This is a genomic window from Marinobacter sp. (assembly GCF_034669625.1).
Lineage (GTDB): Bacteria > Pseudomonadota > Gammaproteobacteria > Pseudomonadales > Oleiphilaceae > Marinobacter.
The window spans coordinates 36,744-56,835 of sequence record NZ_JAXMOY010000017.1; the positions used below are offsets into that span (position 1 = coordinate 36,744).

Consider the following 20,092-nt stretch of genomic DNA (forward strand, 5'->3'; position numbering starts at 1 on the left):
CTGACGCGCTTCAGGTTTAGAAAATCGGGTCGCCGGTTTCTTTGACGGCGTAGAACAGGCAGTCACTCTTGGCAATTGCTGGGTTGGTGGTGATCATGAAGAGTTTGATTGCTTGGGCGGGGTAAATTTTTCCATCCCTGATTTTCAGCACTTGTTCCATGTTCTCGGTCCGGTTGTGGCCGATCGCTGTGAGTATGCTGAGGTCTTTTTGTTCAATCCATCCGAGCGGTTCATCCGGGGAAACAATTCCGAAATTGCGCCGTTCGATATCGGGCGGAAGCGTGAGGTCAGTCTGACCACTGGGCTCCAGGCGATATTCAATGGTCGCGTCAGCAGCCAATTCCACACGAATCGGATTGCGCATGACGGCGACGTTCCACTCCGCTTTTTCCAGCGACAAAACGTCTGGTCTCAAGGTATACCGAACGAGCCCTTCGTATGCCAGTTGATGGGCGTGTTCGTCCTGTGAACCTCCGCACTCGATGGTCACTGTGGGTACTTCCTGCTCCGAGTATTCCATCAGCGCACCCAGACGAAGATCCGTCATGATAAGACGGTCGGTGAACAGCGAAGTCAGCGCCTGATGAGCGGCATCATTGGTTATGGTCACCGCGAAGGCCGGGCCGGTGCCGGAGGTGTTGTGCATGTCCAGCAGGCATTCAGGTTTCGCCTTGTGAAGCTCTGCCAGTATGGCCTCGGCGATCGCTCCCTCTTTATCCTTGAAGGGTTCCTGGAAACACCGGTTAAGATCACGCCCATTGGGCAGCTGACGGTGCGACAGTATCGGAGGCCGCTTTGCGGGATAGACGCCTCCCAGCAGGAACAGCATGTTGACCTCGGGTGTGTGCTGCTCAAGCAGCCACCGATGAAGCGCAAACAGTCCCGAAGGCTCATTGCCGTGAAGCAGTGTGGCCATGGCGCGGGTTCGAGAGCGATCGCGGCCTGCAACCTGAACAATTGTCGGCCGCTGTAGCCGCTCCAGCCACTCTAGTGGGGAGCGCCCCAGTGTCCGGGGGGATGGGTCATGCAGATAATCAAGACAGCTTGATGTGCTCATGGTGACAGAGACCATTCATGGACCGGGATGTTTTTCTTCTGGTTGGCCATGTAAAGGGCCAGCATACTTCGGAATGCTTCATCGGGGCTCAGAGACTGCAGCAAAGATTCGGTGATGTGGCGCTGCCAACGGGCGCCGGTCATGTTGGTAGTAATTCGGCCTTCGATGATACCCAGCAAGCGGTGAATTTCGGCTTCGTCCACGGCTGTTTTTTTCAATGCTTCACGGGCGAGCGGCAGCAGCGCACGGGCCACGGTTAACAGCGGGGTATCTTGCAACTGAACCTGATCTTTGTGTGGCCAAACGATGTCTGCGTCCAGGCCATATTTAGCGGCGCGGTAGAAATTGTGTTCGGAGTAATTGAAGGGCAGGATCGACGTTAGATGATGAATATCGTCGAGCACAGCTAATGCCGCTCCGATTACAAACAGTCCGTTTGCACACATATCTACGGGAGTCGGGCCGGCGGGCATGAAGCGAAGCTCGATACGCAGGTGGCCACCCTCCGCGGGATCAAAGATGGCCCGGTTCCAGGGCCAGGTGGTGCCATGGTGCAGGCGCAGTTCGGCCAGTTCCGGCACTTCGCCTCGAGCCATCACGGCCATCGGATCCTCCGCTGACATCAATGGAATGATGGGGGGGTATAACGATGCGGACGCCGCAAACAATTCCCAGGCGCTGTGTACCCAGCCGTTGCCGTAAAAGACTCTGGGCGGATGGCGCCACGTTTTATGGCTGGAGGAGCGGCTGTCAATGGATTGTTTGAACAGGGCAATGCGGGTTTCGTCCCAGAGGCGGTGGCCAAACAGGCTGGGTGAATTGCTGGCCAGGGCCAGGGCAATTGGCGTAACCAGCTGGATCGCATTGAAGTAATCGGCGAAACGACGGGCGGGGACACGCCAATGTAGCTGGAATGAGGTGTTCGCCCCTTCCATGGTGACGTCGTCGGTTGCCAGATTGATGGCATCGTCGCCACTGATGTGGATGCTGAATGGCTCACCCCGTTGCTTCACCAGCGCCTTGGATAGAGCGTGGTAGCGGGGTTCGTCGGTCATCGCCTCCGGGCCCGTATCGGACTGGCGGAGTGTGGGCAGAATGCCGATCGGTACCAGTTCTCCACCTAATGGTGAGGCGTGCCGATTGATTCGTTGAATGGCCGCGAGCAGTTCTTGCTCTGTTCTGGTAAACGGAGTGCCTTTGAAAGCTTGAGGGCTGAGGTTGTATTCAAGATTGAACCGGTTGAGCTCAAGCGTTAGTTGGGGGTCTTTAACGCGGGCGGTGATTTCTGTGTTAATGGGCTGAACGTTCAGGTCAGAATTGACGATGTAGAACTCAACCTCAGCGCCGATGGAGCTATCGCCCTCACCAAAGCCGGGCCAGCTCAGAAGGCCAGAGAGTGCTGTCAGATCCATCCGAACCTTGGCCGCAAAACGCTCAAATTCTTCCGCCGTAAACTCCGACTTGTTGATCGACAGTCCCACAGTAACGTCGCCTCAAACGCGAGCCTACCTTGATAATAGTGGAAGGTGGGCGCGGCACCAGCCCTGCCGACTGTTTTTTGCCTCGCCTACACTGTGAACTTTACTGACGTTAGGTTTTGGGCGGTTCAAGGTGTTGTATTTGGCTTAATACTTCAGCAGCTTCAGCTGAGAGCTCAGAGTAAGTTCTGATATCACCTTTTCTTTGGGCCTGCATGGCTTTCTCGAGCAGTATTGAGTGTTGTTTTTTGAGCTTTTTAGCTGGGTCTTTCTTAAAAAAGGAAAACATGGATATCTCCACTCGTGTGCGATGCAGGGTTTATACGGGGAGTTTGTCGAAACAGGTCATTAACAGCGGATGGCGTTGAATATAGGCAAGGAATGAGGAATACGCTTTCACCTATACTCTAAAGCATTACATGCCAGCTGTCGCTGGGCGTCTTTCAGGAGGATTAGGTTATGAATCGCAGGATCATCCGTCATGGTTTCGTTCTTATCCTACTAGCTCTAATAACTGGTCTTCTTCTGCCCCAGATGCAGATTCCGAGGCTTGGTCTTTCTTCTCATACCATCGGATTGCTGAGTGGTGCTCTGCTCATTGCCATTGGTGCGGTTTGGCCAGTTTTTAAGCTTCCTGAAGCTCTATCCAAAACTATGTATTGCATGTGGGTCTACTCGAGTTACGCAAATTGGCTGGGTTGCTTGGTTGGTGCATTCAGCGGTGCGGGCCAAATGACACCGATCTCTTCGGCGGGGCGCGAGGCTGGAGGTGGCGCGGAACTCATTGTTGCAGTTCTATTGATCAGCGTTGCGCTTACATCGCTTGTTGCAGTAACTCTATCCATCTGGGGTTTGCGTGTAACAACGCGCTAAACTTGAGATAAGGGCGCTGGGGCAAGTTTTCAGATATTTTGAGATTCAATGCTGTCTTCGAAATGGAGCGAATGATGAAACCATCGCGATTCATACCTTACCTATCCCTGATAGCGGTTTTGCTGTCCTTTCATACCTACGCTGAGCCTGCAGCTAATGTGATTCAAGGCAGTGCAGGTTCGAAGCTAATGGCCGAGAGCTATGGTGATTTCGATGAACCCTGGGCCATGACTTTTCTGCCGGATGGGCATCTCCTCGTCACTGAAAAATCCGGGGCTTTGTATTTGGTTCGCTTGAAAGACCGCGCGAGAGTGTCTATCCAAGGCGTGCCAGAGGTGGCATATGGTGGTCAGGGCGGTCTGGGGGACGTGATTCTTCATCCTGACTATGCGGACAACCGCCGGGTTTATCTATCGTACGCGGAGCAGGGTGCCGGGAGGCAACAAGGGGCCGTTGTTGCCCGGGCCTATTTGAACCTCGAGGCTGAACCGCCAACACTTGAAGACCTCGAAGTCATCTGGCAGCAAACCCCCAAAGTTTCAGGTACGGGGCATTACTCTCACCGGCTGGCATTCGGCCCGGAGGGGCATTTGTTTATCACCTCTGGTGATAGGCAAAAGCTGAAGCCGGCTCAAAGGTGGGATCAAAATTTGGGTAAGGTTATTCGGATAAACGCGGACGGCTCCGTTCCACTTGATAATCCGTTTCAGGATAGGGGAGAGCTTGCGAAAACCTTCTGGTCGCTGGGGCACCGCAATCTGTTAGGAATGTCTTTCGACAAACAGGGGCAGCTGTGGACCCACGAAATGGGCCCCAGACACGGCGACGAATTTAACCTGACCCTGGCGGGCGAGAATTACGGTTGGCCCATCGTTTCCTGGGGGGATCATTACTCCGGCTTCCCCATTCCTGATCATGATACGCGCCCTGAATTTAATGCGCCGGAGATCTACTGGGTGCCAACAGTGGCACCGTCTGGGCTGGCGCTATATTACGGTTCTATGTTTCCCGACTGGCAGGGGCAGGCTTTTATTGGCGGGCTTCGATCACAGTCTCTGGTGCGAATCAGAATTGATGGTCAGGAGGCCGAAGAAGCAGAGCGTTTTTCCATGGGGGAGCGTATCCGAGAGGTTGAGCTTGGGCCTGAAGGTGCACTTTGGGTTCTTGAAGATGGGGCTGGCGGTCGTCTGCTTCGGCTCACCTGTGAATGCTAGAATCGCCGATCGCATCGATGATTACTGGAGAAAAGCGATATGAACTTAGCCACCGCATTCTATCCAATCGGCAAACCCGGCAAGCCTTGGGGCGATGAGGAGCGCGCGAAGTGGTTGTCGCAACAGTCACGCCAGCGCAGCTACGAATCCGAGGTGTTGGGTGTGGTCGAGCGCTTGCGCCTGGGCTTTGACGTTGAAGAGTACGGTTGTTTGGACTACGGCACTGAGCGCTATTCGCTGATGGCGATCCGCAGTCGCGATTGGCGTGATGATCTGCCGGTTGTGCTGATAACGGGCGGGGTTCATGGCTACGAAACAAGTGGTGTACACGGCGCGCTGCAGTTTGTTGAGCAGCGTGCGGCGGATTATGCAGGCCGCGTTAACTTGCTGGTCGCTCCCTGTGTTAGCCCTTGGGCATACGAGCGTATCCATCGTTGGAACCCGAACGCGGTCGATCCGAACCGCTCGTTCCACGAAAACAGTCCCGCGGAAGAATCAGCGGCGCTTATGCAATTAATAGCGCCAATTCGCGATCGTGTGCGGTTACATATGGACCTGCACGAGACCACTGATACGGATGAGAGCGAGTTTCGCCCCGCCTTGGCAGCACGAGACGGCCAGCCGTTCGAACCGGGTGATATCCCCGACGGCTTTTACTTGGTGGATGATAGTGTGAGTCCTCAACCTGACTTTCAGCAGGCAATCATCGAAACGGTGGAAGAGATCACACATATTGCTCCAGCCGATGACAGAGGTGAGATTTTCGGTTCGCCTGTGGCTTCGGAAGGCGTTATCCAATACCCACTGAAACAGCTGGGTTTGTGTGCCAGCATCACGAGCGCCCCCTACAGAACCACGACCGAGGTCTATCCCGACAGCCCGCGTGCGACTCCCGAGCAATGCAACGCAGCGCAGGTTGCCGCCGTGTGTGCTGGAATTGATTACGCGCTCACGCACCATTAAGGACATGGCGTTCGAGGAGGGAAAATATGAGTGAATTGGCGAAGCAACACTGCGAGGCGTGCCGCAAAGGCGCGCCCCAGGCAACCGAGGACGAGCGGTCGTTCCTGCATGGGCAAATCCCGGACTGGAACCTTGTCGATGCGGATGTCGAAGAAAAGTTGCAGAAGGTGTTCAAGTTCAAAAACTTCGCTCAAGCTCAGGCTTTCACCAACCAGGTGGGAGACCTGGCCGAGGCAGAAAATCACCATCCCGCTGTTCTTTTGGAATACGGCAAGGTGACCGTCAGCTGGTGGACCCACGCCATCGGCGGTCTGCATCGGAACGACTTCGTTATGGCGGCTAAGACCGACGCAGCGTTTGCCCGGCTGCCGTAACTCCCATTCCGGATATGCAGCGATGCTCATCTTGGTCTAGCCTTGTTATGTTGTTGGACAGGCTGCGTGCTCTGCTCCAACAAGGATGGCAGTGAACGGAGATAGGGGGTAGGAGCATGAAAAAAAGCACGATTACCTTATTGTCGGCTTTGCTGGTTGCACCGATGAGTACTTTCGCTGGCAGCATGACGTCATCAGCGCCGGCTAATGCGGAAGTTTACTTTGTTCAACCGAGTGATGGGGCCACGGTTCAGCAAAACGTCAAAGTGGTGTTTGGTCTTCGGAATATGGGTGTGGCGCCGGCTGGTGTCGATAAAAGCAATACCGGGCACCATCACCTTCTGATTGATACCGAGGTGCCAACTGATCTGAGTAAGCCACTGCCGGCTACTGATAAGATCAAGCATTTTGGCGGCGGCCAGACGGAGACCGAAATAAAACTCGCCCCTGGCACCCATACTTTGCAGCTTTTACTGGGCAACCACGCACACGTGCCTCACAGCTCGCCAGTGATTTCCGACAAAATCACGATCAAAGTTGAATGATTTAGATGGGTGGTTGGCGCTGTTTTTGATGAACGACCACCCATTTTATTATTGAACGACTGCCGCACCATGATGTCATGTTAGGCCTTTCTGGTTTTGCATGGGAACGTATTTTTCCACGACACGTTTTCTCTATTGGGTTAATCAAAACACAATAAGGAGAACAGTCGATGCCCTCCCGTTCTACATTCCTACCTGCTCGCTTTGCTTTGGCGCCGATGGTCTTAGCGTTTGCTGTCACTGGGTGCATTGATTCTAGTTCCGATAACGGCGGGTCTGATCAAACAGCCGAACGCACAGATCCGCCGGCCCAAGCCTGCGACAATCCCGGTAACAGTCAGGCACCGCAGTGCGAATTGCCTAACCCTGTGCTGGTTTCATGTGCCGATGGCTCACCCCGTGAAGGGGGGCGCAGTTATTCGGTTTCGCTCAATTCCGCCAGTAATGAGACCATTACTTTCCAGGTGCTTGAGCCTACGGGCGGTATTGACTGCGAAGCTGGGCATCCTCTTGTTCTGCAAGGGCATGGCTTCGGCGGATCGCGTAGCACCGATGGTTACGATAGCTACCGCGACGCTGGTTTCGCGGTGATTTCCATCGACCAGCGTGGCTTTGGCGAAAGTACGGGTACCGTGCGGGTAATGGACCCGGAGTTCGAGGGGCAAGATCTGGTGCAGATTCTTGATTGGGCGGAGGCCAACCTGGACTACCTGCAGTTTCGCAATGAAGCCGACCTTCCCGAAGCGTTGAATCCGAATCTGGTGGCGGGTGCCATCGGGGGAAGTTACGGGGGCGGTTTCCAATTCCTTCTTCATGGCCTGGATCCGAAGCAACGGCTAGATGCCTTGGTGCCGGATATGACGTGGAACGATTTACGTTACAGTCTGAACCCCGGGGGGGTGATTAAGACCGGCTGGGATCTGATACTGGTTGGCATCGGCGAAAATGGTTCGACGGGTAAGGGCAATGGCGGCCTGGATCCGATTTTAAGGGAAAGTCTTGCGCAGGGCGTTTCCTTGAACCGGTTCCCCGAGGCGGGCTTGGACTTTGTCTATTATCACAGCCCGGCATATCGTTGCGCAGGGGCACCTCTGGCTGTTTCGGGAGACGCTGATCTGATTTCCTATCGGATTAATCCTCCTGCCTACGACGTGCCTCCGACACCGTTTAATAACGTTGATGTGCTGCTGACCCAAGGCATGAAGGACACGCTGTTTAACTTCAACGAAGCGTGGCGCAACTTTTCATGTCTGTCGGCGCAAACGAATGGGGATGTGCGGCTGCTGACCCATCAGACGGGCCACATACTGCCGGTAGAGGCGCCAGATGAAGCGCAACCGGGTACCTACGTTGACCCAGCGGCCGGTTTGCTTGAAATTCCGGGCTTTCAGGGAGCGGCTGGAAAGTTTCATTGCGGTAGCATTTCGATAGCTGATGCCACATTGAATTGGCTGGAGCATCATCTGCAGGGTAAGCCGTTGTCGGGCTATTTCGAAGGTACCGAATCCAACGTGTGTTTGTCGCTTGCCGATGATCAATCGGTGATGGTGCCCATGGATGAGTTCCCGGCGCCGGTCAGTGAGAGCGACATCCTTACAGGCCGCTATGCGGTTGAGCGAGCATTTGCTTCCGATCAACCTGTGGCGTCTGGATACGAAGCCGCTGCTACCATCACCCAGCCTCCACTTGCTCTAATGTTGGGTAAAGTGGGTGAAGAAGGCGCCGTTCTGGGCGGCATTCCGACCATGAAACTGACGGTGTCGGATCTGACCGGGAAATCTGCTTGTGATATCGAGCTGGACCCATACGCGCCGGGCTGTGATCCGATTGTGTTTGTCGGTTTGGGTAAGCGAGCTGAAGGCGAAAGCCGCTGGGACTTGATTGACGATCAGGTGATGCCGGTGCGCGGCTTGAAAGATCAGGCCGTCATTCAGATGGTAGGCGTGGCAGAGTCCTTGGCACCCGGTGATGAGCTGGCGTTGTTGGTGTCCGGTTATCACTTGCAGTACCCAAAAAGCTGGTCGCAGGATGCCTTGGTACCCTTTGTGAATGTGGCGGGCACGGTGCAGCTTCCGATGTTAGAAGGATCGCTGAACACGGCACCCTAGTCTTTGAAGCCTGGGGCGGCTAGGGCATTCGGTCTCGGGGATCGGTGTTCTGGCCGCGTTTGCTGCATCGTTAGTGATTGGTGAAAAACTTTCCTGGTATTAGCTGAACTCAAGCAGTGGCTCTAAACTGAATGAGAGTTGAGTGAGTTGGTTCGCCCGGTTCGCAGCAGCGAATCGGTGCACGCTGATACCGGTGAGGTGTTGATGCCATGGACGCAGACGGCAAGTGGCACGAGCTTGCCTCGCAGAGCGTTATCGATGCTCTGAATGCCAATGAACAAGGACTGTCATCCGAAGAGGTGGCAAAGCGTGTTCAAGCATATGGACCGAATCGACTGCCGGCGGCAGCGAAACGAAACCCGTTGATCCGTTTTCTGTGGCATTTTCATAATATTCTCATTTATGTTTTGCTCGGTGCCGCCGTCATCACCGCCGCACTGGGGCACTTGGCCGATACGCTGGTAATACTGGCGGTCGTGATTGCCAACGCGGGTATCGGTTTCTTTCAGGAAGGTAAAGCGGAAAAGGCGATGAACGCCCTTCGTCGCATGCTGGCACTGAAGGCGTCGGTGCTGCGTGAAGGCGTGCGGAGCTCGGTTGAAGGCGAAGCTCTGGTACCCGGCGACATTGTTCTGCTGGAAGCAGGGGACAAGGTGCCAGCCGACCTGAGGCTCCTTCGTGTAAGCGCGCTTCAGATTCAGGAATCCATTCTCACGGGCGAGTCTGTCCCGGTTGAAAAGCATACCCAACCCGTTAGTGCGACTGCGCCTCTTGGCGACCGTACGTGCATGGCGTATAGCGGCACACTTGTGACCAGTGGTTTGGGGCGTGGTGTGGTCGTCGCCGTGGGTACGAACACGGAAATTGGCCGTATCAGCGGGCTGCTGTCTTCCGTCGAGGTTTTGACAACCCCGTTAATCCGGCAGATGAACGTGTTTTCCCGGTGGCTCACGGCCTTGATTCTCCTCGTCGCTGCTGCACTTCTGATGTTTGGCTATTTCGTCCAGAATTTCGAATTCTCCGTGATTTTTATGGCCGTTGTCGGCTTGTTCGTTGCGGCCATCCCCGAAGGCTTGCCCGCCGTTTTGACCATCGCGTTGGCGGTGGGCGTACAGGCAATGGCCCGGCGCAATGCGATTGTTCGGCGCTTGCCCGTCATCGAGACGCTGGGGTCGATATCGGTTATCTGTACCGACAAGACCGGGACTCTGACACGCAACGAGATGATGGTTGCTTCGGTGGTGACGGGTGCTGAAGTGTTCTCGCTAGAAGGTGCCGGGTATGAGCCCAAGGGCAATATCAAGCTTAACGATGTTGTGGTGAACGCTCAGGAGCACGATGCCCTCTACGAACTCGGTCGTGTTTCGGCTCTGTGTAACGATGCTTCCTTGCGGGAGTGTGACGGCGCCTGGACGGCGGAGGGCGACCCCATGGAAGGGGCTTTGTTGGCGATGTCTGGCAAAATCGGCATCGATATCCGTAACAAGTTAGTCGGCTGGACGCGCACCGATGTCATTCCCTTCGACGCCAAGCACCGTTTCATGGCGACGCTCAATCATAATCATGACAATCAAGCCTACGTCTCCGTGAAGGGCGCGCCCGAGCAGATATTCTCGATGTGCAACACGCAGCGCACGGTTGCCGGTAGCACGGAGGCACTTGATGAAGTGTACTGGCAGAACAAAGCGGAGAATATCGCGGCACAGGGGCAACGGGTGCTGGCGTTTGCTTTGCAACCGGTGGCGCCGGAACATACGGTTCTTGAGTTCTCGGACGTAGAAAACGGGCTGACGCTGATTGGTTTGGTGGGGTTGATTGATCCGCCGCGCCTCGAAGCCATCTCCGCTATTGCTGAGTGCCAGGGCGCAGGCATCCGCGTGAAGATGGTCACCGGGGATCACAAGGGTACCGCAACGGCTATTGGAAAGCAGGTTGGGCTACAGAATTTCGACAAGGTTTTGACCGGTGCAGATCTCGATAGCATGGATGAGCGTGCTCTGGCGGCCGCCGTTCTGGATGTGGATGTATTTGCCCGTACCAGCCCAGAACACAAATTACGTTTAGTCATGGCGCTGCAGTTTCAAGGCATGACTGTGGCCATGACCGGAGACGGCGTAAACGACGCGCCTGCGCTCAAACGTGCAGATGCTGGTATCGCCATGGGACGTAAGGGCAGCGAGGCCGCCAAAGAAGCATCCGAGTTTGTTCTGGCCGATGACAACTTCGCATCAATCGTGGCTGCGGTCAGGGAAGGTCGAACGGTTTACGATAATATCAAAAAGGTCATCAGCTGGACGTTGCCCACCAATGCCGGGGAAGCCATGAGCATTTTTGTGGCATTGCTGTTCGGCATGACACTTCCGATTACGCCGATCCAGATTCTCTGGGTCAATTTAATCACCTCGATCACGCTCGGCATGGCCCTTGCGTTTGAGCCGAGCGAAGCGAATAGCATGCGTCGCCCGCCGCGCGCCAGAAACGAGGCGCTGCTGAGCAGAGAGCTGGCATGGCACATTGTGCTTGTGTCGGCCCTGTTTCTGGGTGGGGTCTTCGGTATCTATGCCTATGCCATGGCTCAGGGTTATTCCATTGACCTAGCGCGTACAATGGTGCTCAACACGTTGGTGGTGATGGAGGTGTTCCATCTGTTCTTCATTCGCAATATCTACGGCACCTCACTGACCTGGAAAGCAGTTAGGGGAACGAAGGTGGTCTGGGCCACGGTGATCGCCGTAACCCTTGCCCAGTTCGCCATCACGTACCTGTCGCCCTTCCAGGCGTTGTTTGATACTGTCGCCGTTCCTTTCCAGGAAGGTGTGATTGTTATTTGTGTCGGGATAGCGCTTCTGGCGATCATTGAATCCGAGAAACAGCTTCGCCTGCGTCTGCATCGCATTCGAACCTGATTTAAGCGCACCTGTCACACGATACGCCTCATCAAGACCTCTAGAAGAGGCTGCGGGCAGGTTGCCTACTTACAATGGAGGTACGCTTGAAACTTTATTCTTTGTTGGCGCTCGCTTCAGCGCTTCTCATCTCTGCCTGTGCGGGCATCCCCTCATCGGTAACTCAGAACTATCAGTGCGAGAGTGGTAAAACGGTAGCCGTTTCCTATCGAACCAGCGACACCGCCGAAGTTGATTATAAGGGCAACAGCTATGATATGAGCATAGCGGTCTCCGGCAGTGGCGCGCGGTATGTCGGCGGCGGTATCGAATGGTGGGTGAAGGGCTCCGGTTCCGACGCTGAAGGCCTTTTGCTGAAGCATAGGGCCGGCGGAAGCTCCGGTGATATTCTTGAGAGTTGCACCGCGCTTTAACGCCCCTTAAACAGGGAACCCAGCAGCCCTCTCAAAAAGCCGCGGGTCATTTCTCGGCCCATTGTGCGCGCAATGCTTTTCGCCAGTGTTTCGAACACGCTCTGGCGGGATGCGCGCCGTTTGGGTGCGGGCTTTTTGCTTGTCTTTGTGGGCGCCTCGTAGACCCGTTCGTGGGTGACAGCGGCCTGTTCGGCCTCTTTTGCGGCATCTTCTGCGCGCTTTTGCAGTTTTTCGAAGGCCGATTCCCGGTCAATCACTTCATTGTATCGAACGCCAAATTCGCTGGCTGAGAGAATGGCTTTACGTTCTTTAGCGGCGGCAGGCCCCAAACGGGAAGAGGGCGGTCGTATCAGTGTTTGATCCACGATGGATGGCGTGCCTTTATCATCGAGAGTGGATACGAGTGCCTCGCCTACGCCAAGTTGCGTGATGACCTTTTCGGTATCCAGCTCCGGGTTTTGTCGGAAGGTCGAGGCGGCGGCTCGAACGGCTTTCTGGTCCCGTGAAGTGAAGGCCCGTAGGGCATGCTGAACCCGGTTGCCGAGTTGGCCCAGTATTTTGTCGGGTATGTCGGTGGGGTTCTGCGACACAAAATAAACGCCTACGCCTTTGGAGCGTATCAGTCGCACCACTTGTTCGACTTTTTGCAGCAGCGCCTTGGGCGCGTCATCAAACAACAGATGGGCTTCGTCGAAAAAGAACACCAGTTTGGGTTTTTCCGGGTCTCCAACCTCGGGTAACTCTTCAAACAGTTCGGCTAGCAACCAGAGCAGGATGGTGGCGTAGAGTCGTGGCCGTTCAATCAGCTGGTTGGCGGCCAACAAGTTGATGTGCCCGCGCCCGGCCGAATCACAGCGCATCAGGTCGGCAAGTTCCAGTGCTGGTTCGCCGAAAAAATGATCGCCACCTTGTTGCTCCAGTTGTAACAGGCGCCGCTGTATAGCGCCGACGGAGGCTTTGCTGACGTTGCCGTAGAGCGCCGAGAGTTCTTTGGATTGCTCAGCAACGAAGGTCATCAGCGCCCGCAGATCTTTCAGATCCAGCAACGCCATGCCGTGATCGTCGGCCAGTTTGAACGCAATGTTGATGACGCCTTCCTGAGTGTCGTTGAGCTCAAGCAGGCGTGATAACAACAACGGCCCCATATCAGAAATGGTGGCCCGCATCGGGTGGCCCTGTTTGCCTAGTACATCCCAGAAAACGGTGGGGAAGCCTTCAAATGCATAGGGTTCAAGGCCCACCTGCGCAGCGCGTTTGGTTAGAAAGGGTTTTGTGGTGCCCGGTTGTGAAATGCCGGAAAGGTCGCCTTTTACATCGGCCATGAACACCGGTACGCCCTGGGAGGAAAAGCCTTCGGCAAGGATTTGCAGGGTGACGGTTTTGCCTGTGCCGGTGGCGCCAGCGATCAGGCCATGACGGTTAGCGCGGCGTAACAGTAAGTTCTGAATGTGGCGGCCTTTGCCAATGAAAACCGAATCTTCAGACACTTGGCGTACCTCTGGTTATTATTAGGCGTTAGGCTTACCGTTACTGAAATGAGGCTGGTTAGCCCTTGATGACTTACAGATAGTGCGAGATTGTCAGTATGGTTTATAACCGGTGTAATGGGTAATGTCTTTGTTATGGTGAGTGTTACCGGTTGCTGATACGGTGGACACATGATTATTAACTACGGGAGTTATTGATGAGCGATCCTACATACACCCCGCCTAAGGTGTGGAAGTGGCACCAAGAGGGTGAAAGCAAGTTTTCCAATATCAACCGCCCGGTTGCGGGTCCTACTCATGAAAAAGACTTGCCGGTGGGTGATCATCCTTTCCAGTTGTATTCTCTGGCGACCCCGAACGGGGTGAAAGCGACCATCATGTTTGAGGAGTTGCTTGAGCTGGGGATCAAGGAAGCGGAATACGATGCTTGGATGGTTAACATCATGGAAGGGGAGCAGTTCAGTAGCGGTTTTGTGGACGTGAACCCCAACTCCAAAATTCCGGCGTTGATGGATCATAGTGTAGATCCGGCTGTGCGGGTGTTCGAGTCCGGCTCCATTCTGCTGTATCTGGCTGAGAAGTTTGGGCAGTTTTTATCGAAAGATCCTGCCAAACGGATAGAAACCTTGAACTGGCTGTTCTGGCAGATGGGCAGCGCTCCATTCCTGGGCGGTGGCTTTGGGCATTTCTATGCATACGCGCCGGAAAAGTATGAGTACCCCATTAACCGTTACGCGATGGAAGTGAAGCGGCAGCTGGATGTGCTGGATCGTCAGTTGGCGGATAACCGCTACATTGCGGGCGACGAGTACAGCATTGCTGATATGGCCATCTGGCCTTGGTACGGCGCTCTGGTGAAGAACATGGTGTACGAAGCGGCTGAGTTTTTGGAGACGCACACCTACACCAACGTGGTGCGTTGGACGGATGAGGTGGCTCAGCGCCCTGCGGTTAAGCGAGGGCGGATGGTTAATAAGGCTTGGGGTGATTTGTCGTCACAGCTGCATGAGCGTCATGATGCAAGTGACTTTGAATTGCGGACCCAGGACAAGCTAGAGTCCGGCAAATAACGAAAGCGGCGCGCCGCTTTCGTGTTCTTTCAAAAGCCCTTGGCTGAAGACGTGCTTCGCCTGGCGTCAGCGCCGCCGTAAAGCGTGCCGTCTTCGCCAATCATGATGCTTTGAATCGCCCCCATGGCGGTGTTGGTGGTCACGGTGTGACCTTTGGCCTCAAGCAGGCTGATGGTGTCTGGGCTAACACCTTGTTCGATGCGGATTTCATCCGGGAACCATTGGTGGTGGATGCGCGGTGCGTTCACCGCAGTCTGAATGTTCATCTTGTGATCGATCACGTTCATCAGCACTTGCAGAGTAGTGGTGATGATGCGTGACCCGCCCGGGCTACCGGTCACCAGATGGTTTTTGTCCCCTTTGCGCACGATGGTGGGTGACATGGAACTGAGCATACGTTTGCCTGGCTCTATCTTGTTGGCTTCCCCACCGATGAGTCCGTAGGCGTTCGGTACGCCGGGCTTGGCGCTGAAATCGTCCATTTCGTTGTTCAACAGAAAGCCGGCACCCGCGACGGTAATGCCGGAGCCATAACTGAAGTTGATGGTGTAGGTGTTCGACACCGCATTGCCCCAACGGTCCACGACAGAGAAGTGGGTTGTTTCAGGGCTTTCCCAATCCGCAGGTTTGCCGTGTTTGATTTCACTGGAAGGCCTAGCTTTGTCGGGTGAGATGGTGTTTCTCAGTTCCGTTGCGTATTCCTTGTCAGTCAGTCCTTCAAGAGGGACTTCAACGAAGTCTGTGTCGCCAAGGTATTGAGCGCGGTCTGCGTAGGCCAGTTTCATAGCTTCAGCCATGTAGTGAATGGTGGTGGCAGAATTGTGGCCCATGTCACCAATCGGGTAGCCCTCCAGAATGTTTAGTATTTGCACAATGTGCGTGCCGCCGGAGGAGGGTGGCGACATAGAAAAAATATCGTATCCGCGGTACGTGCCGTGCACCGGCTGGCGGATGGTGGGGCGATAGCGCTTCAGGTCATCCAGCGTAATCAGGCCATCGTTTCGCTGCATTTCGTCAACGATCAGGCGCGCTGTTTTCCCTTCGTAAAAGCCTTTGATGCCCTCATCGGCAATGCGTTGAAGGGCGGCGGCCAACTCGGGTTGTTTGAACACTTCGCCGGGTTGAGGTGCGGAACCGTCTTCCTTGTAAAAGGTGGCTTTGGTGGCTGGCCAGCGTTTTAATCGGTTGGCGGCTCGTTCCAGTCCGATCGTAAATCGATGGGGCACGATGAATCCGTCTTTCGCCAAGCGAATGGCCGGGGCGAGCGCTTCATTTAACGAAATCGTTCCATGGCGCTCCAGAGCGAGGGCCAGCCCGGCGACAGTGCCCGGAACGCCCGCCGCCAGATGGCTGAACCGGCTGCGTTCTTTCACCACGTTACCGTCGCTGTCTTGAAACATGGCTTCGGTTGCGGCGGCAGGGGCGGTTTCACGATAATCAATCGCTTCCGGCGCTTTGCCGTCACCTGGCGAGTACAGCAGGAAACCGCCACCGCCAATGTTGCCGGATCTCGGTTGGGTGACGGCAAGGGCGAAGCCGGCGGTTACCGCCGCATCCACCGCATTACCGCCGTTCTTCAGTACATCCAGCGCTACGTCGGTCGCGAGTGTGTGGCTGGTGGCAACCATGCCCAGACTGCCTTGAGTAGGATGGAATCGTTCGCCTTCCAGAATAGCTTGGTTGCTGGCAAACGTAGAAAATGACATCAAACTTAGCAGCATTGATGCTGTCAGGCTCCACAGGAGCCTTGAGCGAAGTTTAATGTCGAGGCTGTGGTAGCTGTCGTGCATGGGGGATCCTCATTTCTGACGGTCACATACGCTATCATAGCTGACCATTTTTATGGGTGTGTGGTGAAAGTTCCTCGTCCCTGCGTCCAACACACGACGGTAACCTGCTGATCCACCAGAGTGCCACCAATCGCATTGTTCGGGTCGAGATCGACAATTTAGTCCTTCAGAATATTTCAGAAAGTTTTTTCGTTTTCCTGCATCCAGAACGCGTTCTGAATTGTAGTACCGGTTAGCAGTAGGGCATTGACTATTGTGCAAATCGGAACTCACAATCAAATAGGAAAACGACTATGAAAAATCAATATTTTGTAAGAGGCCTGCAAGTGGCTGCGGTATCCATGTTGATGGCGGCAACGAGTCAATCGTACGCGGGTGATTTTTCACAGAATAACCTGCCAACCGAAGTACAGGTTCCAGCGGGCAATATCGTAGCCATGCACACCTCAGCGAAAGGCAACATCACTTGGGAGTGCAAAGCTGGCGAGCAGAATATGAAAGAAGCAAGCTGGGCCTTCGCAGGTCCACGCGCTATTTTGAGTGATAAAGACGGAGTGCATTCTGTGTCTTATTTTGGGCCTCCTGCGACGTGGGAGTCATTAGACGGCTCTTCAGTCACTGGAACACAATTAGCAGTAGCACCTTCTTCAAAAGGCAGCATACCTATGCAGTTGGTGAAAGCTAATGCATCAATCCGGCCTGGCGCTTTAGAGGGTGTAACCTATATTCAGCGTATTAATTTACAGGGTGGTGCGGCCCCGGAAGCAGGCTGTAACGTCGATAAAATTGGCCACAAAGTTGTCGTGAACTATTCTGGCGACTATCTGTTCTGGAAAGCTAAATAACCTCTTTACGCCCAGCCATTACATGAAGCTTTAGCCTTGTGTCCTTAATGACTTGAAAAGCCCGGTCTTGTACGCTGGGTTTTTCATTAGGAAGAACTGCGTGCCGCCATCAACAACTTTTGATTATGAACGTGTTCTGAAAAACTGTGCAGAAGGTAACCGGCACGCTCTAATGCAACTCTATGCTCAGGAAACACCGAGATTGCTCGCAGTTGTGATGCGAATTCTGCAAAACCGCCCTTTGGCGGAAGATGTGGTCCATGATGCCTTCATCAAAATCTGGCAAAGTGCTCATAGTTACAATACCAACCTTGGCTCGGCTCGTGGCTGGATTTATACGCTGACTCGAAACCTGGCGCTGAATGCGCTGAAATACAGCAAGCGAAGAGTTCTTGCTGAGCCCGACTTTTTACTCGACCTCTGCGACAAAAAAGCCATGGAGGCAGAGCACCAGCCTGATCATTTCTCCGAACTCGCTGAAGATCACCTCGGGCAGGCGGCCCTTCATAAATGCTTAGACCGGCTAGAGCCTGAGCGTAAGCTCTGTGTTTTACATGCCTATGTAGATGGTTATACACAAGACGAAATAGCCAACTTGCTTGATAAGCCTCTTGGTACGGTAAAGTCTTGGATTAAGCGCAGCCTGAATGCCTTAAAGGAGTGTTTGCAATGAACAATCATGAAAACAATACTCCTGAAACGGATAACTCTTTGGCAGGGCAATATGTGCTTGGAACATTAAGTACGGAAGAACGTGCTGCTTTTGAAATCCGATTGGCCGGAAGCATAGAACTACAAAAGCAGGTGAATCAGTGGCAAGAACATTTTTTATCGATTACGGATCAATTAGAACCTGTGCCCGCCCCTCAGCCGCTGTCTGCTCGTATTGAGCGAAGTCTGGACGCAATGGATCAGAGCCAGAGAGCAAACGCGGCCCCTAAGACGGAAAGAAGCACTTCATTCTGGAGCAACCTGTCTTTGTGGCGAGGGCTGTCTGCAGCTTGCCTATTACTGGCTGTCGTTCTCGGGCTTCAACTGCAAGTCTTGGAACCAGCCACGGGCGGGCCAAGCTTTATTGCAGTCTTGGTCGCGCCCGAAGACAGAACGCCGAGCTGGGTGATTCAAGCAAGTCATGCCAGCCAGATGCAGCTCGTACCTCTGGCCGCGGTAGACATTCCAGACGGCAAAGCGCTTCAGTTCTGGACCAAAGCAGAAGGTTGGGAGGCGCCAGTCTCTTTAGGATTGGTCAGGAAAGGTGAGCCGTTAAAAGTTGCTATCGATCAATTGCCTCCGCTCATCGAAGACCAGCTGTTTGAATTTACGGTGGAGCAAGCGTCAGGCTCTCCTACCGGAAAGCCAACCGGGCCGATTCAATCAATCGGGCGCGCTGTGATAATGCTATAAATAACCCATTATTGTGTTACCCGTACGCCGCCGGGTCCTCGAGAAAGCCTTGAATCCGAACCAGCTGGTGGTTGCGGTGGCTTCAAGGGTGTTAGCAAGCTCTCACCCTCGCGCCTGAAGGATAGCTTTTGTCGCCTCCATGGCGTTCGCACGTGATGCCTCCAGAGTAACCGGTTTCAACTCGGGGTATGCCGCCAGCTGCAGGCGCGCCGTTTTTCCTTCGTAAAAGCCTTTGATGCCCTTATCGGCAGTGCGTTGAAGGGCGGCGGCCAACTCGGGTTGTTTGAGTACTTCGCTGGGTTGGGGTGCGAATCATTCTTCCCTGTAAAAGGTGGCTTTGGTGGCTGGCCAGTGTTTAATTGGTTGGCGGCTCGTTCCTGGCAAACGTAGAAAATGACATCAAACTTAGCAGCATTGATGCTGTCAGGCTCCACAGGAGCCTTGAGCGAAGTTTAATGTCGAGGCTGTGGTAACTGTCGTGCATGGGGAATCCTCGTTTCTGGCGGTCATATACGCTATCATAGCTGGTCATTTTTATAGGTGCGTGTTGATAGTTCCTCGTGCGTCTTCGCTGGTGGTTTTCTAACGCATTCGCTTTCCCCGGATTTTAGTTAAGGAATGGCTTAATGGAGCATACCTATCGTCTTGTTATTTCTTGTCCGGACAGGACGGGAATAGTTGCCAAGGTGAGTAATTTTCTGTCCACCTATAACGGCTGGATTACCGAGGCGAGTCACCATTCAGATACCCAGTCTGGTTGGTTCTTTATGCGGCACCAGATCAAAGCTGAATCAATTCCCTTCGGATTGGACCAATTCCGCGCAGCATTTGAGCCGATTGCTCGTGAGTTCAATATGCGCTGGCATATTGCCGATTCGGCGCGTCCAAAGCGTGTGGTCCTGATGTGCAGCAAGGAATCCCATTGTTTGGCGGATCTCCTTCATCGCTGGCACAGCAAAGAGTTGAATGCCGAAATGGCGGCCGTGATTTCCAACCATGATGATTTACGTCGCATGGTGGAATGGCATGACATTCCGTATCACCACGTTCCGGTGAGCAAGGAAAATAAAGCTGAGGCCTTTGGCCAGATTGAAGAGCTGCTCGACAAGTACGAAGCCGATGTCATTGTTTTGGCGCGCTATATGCAAATACTGCCAGCGGGCTTATGCGAGAAGTACGCGGGCAAGGTGATTAACATTCACCACAGCTTTCTGCCCTCGTTCGCCGGAGCGCGGCCATACCACCAGGCATACAGCCGCGGTGTGAAACTGATCGGGGCAACCTGTCATTACGTGACTCAGGACCTGGACGAAGGTCCGATCATTGAGCAAGACGTGATTCGTATCAGTCACCGGGATTCGATTGAGGACATGGTCCGTCTGGGTAAAGACGTTGAAAAGAACGTTTTGGCTCGGGGTCTTCGTTCGCACGTTGAAGATCGCGTGATTACCTACGAAAACAAGACGGTAGTGTTTGATTAACAAGTCGCTACGGCTACCCCGGGTCTGTTGGGACTATGGTATGCTGGGCGGCTTGATGAAGAATAAAGACGAGGCCGGGACACG

The 20,092-nt window shown here is 54.2% G+C and carries 18 protein-coding genes; 13 read left to right on the forward strand and 5 right to left on the reverse strand.

Annotated features, from left to right (window positions below; translation table 11 throughout):
- Positions 1 to 16: 16 nt before the first annotated feature.
- From VOI14_RS13245 to VOI14_RS13255, 3 genes are all read right to left on the reverse strand, one after another.
- The gene (locus tag VOI14_RS13245) at positions 17 to 1,057 is read right to left on the reverse strand and encodes a succinylglutamate desuccinylase (protein WP_323752519.1); all 1,041 of its coding nucleotides are present in this window, start codon (positions 1,055 to 1,057) and stop codon (positions 17 to 19) included.
- Positions 1,054 to 2,538, reverse strand: coding sequence for a hypothetical protein (locus VOI14_RS13250; protein WP_323752520.1), 1,485 nt, complete (start codon positions 2,536 to 2,538; stop codon positions 1,054 to 1,056). Before VOI14_RS13250 ends, VOI14_RS13245 begins: the two co-directional genes overlap by 4 nt.
- Positions 2,539 to 2,647: 109 nt before the next feature.
- Positions 2,648 to 2,824 carry a DUF6435 family protein gene (locus VOI14_RS13255; protein ID WP_323752521.1) on the reverse strand — a complete coding sequence of 59 codons (177 nt, stop codon included), beginning with the start codon at positions 2,822 to 2,824 and terminating at the stop codon, positions 2,648 to 2,650.
- 170 nt (positions 2,825 to 2,994) lie between these two features.
- Here VOI14_RS13255 and VOI14_RS13260 point away from each other — a divergent pair, with 170 nt between their 5' ends.
- The 8 genes from VOI14_RS13260 to VOI14_RS13295 all read left to right on the forward strand — a co-directional run bounded on the left by VOI14_RS13260 (position 2,995) and on the right by VOI14_RS13295 (position 11,931).
- The gene (locus VOI14_RS13260; RefSeq protein WP_323752522.1) at positions 2,995 to 3,408 is read left to right on the forward strand and encodes a hypothetical protein; all 414 of its coding nucleotides are present in this window, start codon (positions 2,995 to 2,997) and stop codon (positions 3,406 to 3,408) included.
- Between the two features lie 74 nt (positions 3,409 to 3,482).
- Positions 3,483 to 4,622, forward strand: a complete 1,140-nt coding sequence (locus VOI14_RS13265; protein ID WP_323752523.1) for a PQQ-dependent sugar dehydrogenase — start codon at positions 3,483 to 3,485, stop codon at positions 4,620 to 4,622.
- Between the two features lie 39 nt (positions 4,623 to 4,661).
- Positions 4,662 to 5,585, forward strand: coding sequence for a M14 family metallocarboxypeptidase (locus VOI14_RS13270; protein ID WP_323752524.1), 924 nt, complete (start codon positions 4,662 to 4,664; stop codon positions 5,583 to 5,585).
- A 26-nt stretch (positions 5,586 to 5,611) separates the two neighbouring features.
- Positions 5,612 to 5,959: a 4a-hydroxytetrahydrobiopterin dehydratase gene (locus tag VOI14_RS13275; protein ID WP_323752525.1), complete on the forward strand. Its 348-nt coding sequence runs from the start codon at positions 5,612 to 5,614 to the stop codon at positions 5,957 to 5,959.
- Between the two features lie 116 nt (positions 5,960 to 6,075).
- Positions 6,076 to 6,504, forward strand: a complete 429-nt coding sequence (locus tag VOI14_RS13280) for a DUF4399 domain-containing protein (RefSeq protein WP_323752526.1) — start codon at positions 6,076 to 6,078, stop codon at positions 6,502 to 6,504.
- Between the two features lie 170 nt (positions 6,505 to 6,674).
- Positions 6,675 to 8,612: a CocE/NonD family hydrolase gene (locus VOI14_RS13285; RefSeq protein ID WP_323752527.1), complete on the forward strand. Its 1,938-nt coding sequence runs from the start codon at positions 6,675 to 6,677 to the stop codon at positions 8,610 to 8,612.
- Between the two features lie 209 nt (positions 8,613 to 8,821).
- Positions 8,822 to 11,518, forward strand: coding sequence for a cation-transporting P-type ATPase (locus tag VOI14_RS13290; RefSeq protein WP_323752528.1), 2,697 nt, complete (start codon positions 8,822 to 8,824; stop codon positions 11,516 to 11,518).
- Between the two features lie 86 nt (positions 11,519 to 11,604).
- Complete coding sequence (locus VOI14_RS13295) at positions 11,605 to 11,931, forward strand: MliC family protein (RefSeq protein WP_323752529.1); 327 nt, start codon at positions 11,605 to 11,607, stop codon at positions 11,929 to 11,931.
- Here the strand turns inward: VOI14_RS13295 and VOI14_RS13300 are convergent.
- Complete coding sequence (locus tag VOI14_RS13300) at positions 11,928 to 13,418, reverse strand: helicase HerA-like domain-containing protein (protein WP_323752530.1); 1,491 nt, start codon at positions 13,416 to 13,418, stop codon at positions 11,928 to 11,930. The two genes, VOI14_RS13295 and VOI14_RS13300, sit on opposite strands and share 4 nt — an antisense overlap.
- A gap of 197 nt (positions 13,419 to 13,615) precedes the next feature.
- On the opposite strand from VOI14_RS13300, the gene yghU reads away from it, so the two are divergent.
- Positions 13,616 to 14,488, forward strand: coding sequence for a glutathione-dependent disulfide-bond oxidoreductase (gene yghU / locus VOI14_RS13305; RefSeq protein ID WP_323752531.1), 873 nt, complete (start codon positions 13,616 to 13,618; stop codon positions 14,486 to 14,488).
- Between the two features lie 29 nt (positions 14,489 to 14,517).
- On the opposite strand, the gene ggt is transcribed toward yghU, so the two are convergent.
- Complete coding sequence (ggt, locus tag VOI14_RS13310) at positions 14,518 to 16,209, reverse strand: gamma-glutamyltransferase (RefSeq protein ID WP_323752541.1); 1,692 nt, start codon at positions 16,207 to 16,209, stop codon at positions 14,518 to 14,520.
- 362 nt (positions 16,210 to 16,571) lie between these two features.
- On the opposite strand from ggt, the gene VOI14_RS13315 reads away from it, so the two are divergent.
- From VOI14_RS13315 to purU, 4 genes are all read left to right on the forward strand, one after another.
- The gene (locus tag VOI14_RS13315; protein WP_323752532.1) at positions 16,572 to 17,123 is read left to right on the forward strand and encodes a DUF3455 domain-containing protein; all 552 of its coding nucleotides are present in this window, start codon (positions 16,572 to 16,574) and stop codon (positions 17,121 to 17,123) included.
- Positions 17,124 to 17,340: 217 nt separating this feature from the next.
- The gene (locus VOI14_RS13320; protein WP_416361427.1) at positions 17,341 to 17,796 is read left to right on the forward strand and encodes a sigma-70 family RNA polymerase sigma factor; all 456 of its coding nucleotides are present in this window, start codon (positions 17,341 to 17,343) and stop codon (positions 17,794 to 17,796) included.
- Complete coding sequence (locus tag VOI14_RS13325) at positions 17,793 to 18,527, forward strand: anti-sigma factor domain-containing protein (RefSeq protein ID WP_323752533.1); 735 nt, start codon at positions 17,793 to 17,795, stop codon at positions 18,525 to 18,527. Before VOI14_RS13320 ends, VOI14_RS13325 begins: the two co-directional genes overlap by 4 nt.
- A 626-nt stretch (positions 18,528 to 19,153) precedes the next feature.
- Positions 19,154 to 20,008 carry a formyltetrahydrofolate deformylase gene (gene purU, locus VOI14_RS13330; RefSeq protein ID WP_323752534.1) on the forward strand — a complete coding sequence of 285 codons (855 nt, stop codon included), beginning with the start codon at positions 19,154 to 19,156 and terminating at the stop codon, positions 20,006 to 20,008.
- Positions 20,009 to 20,092: the final 84 nt, after the last annotated feature.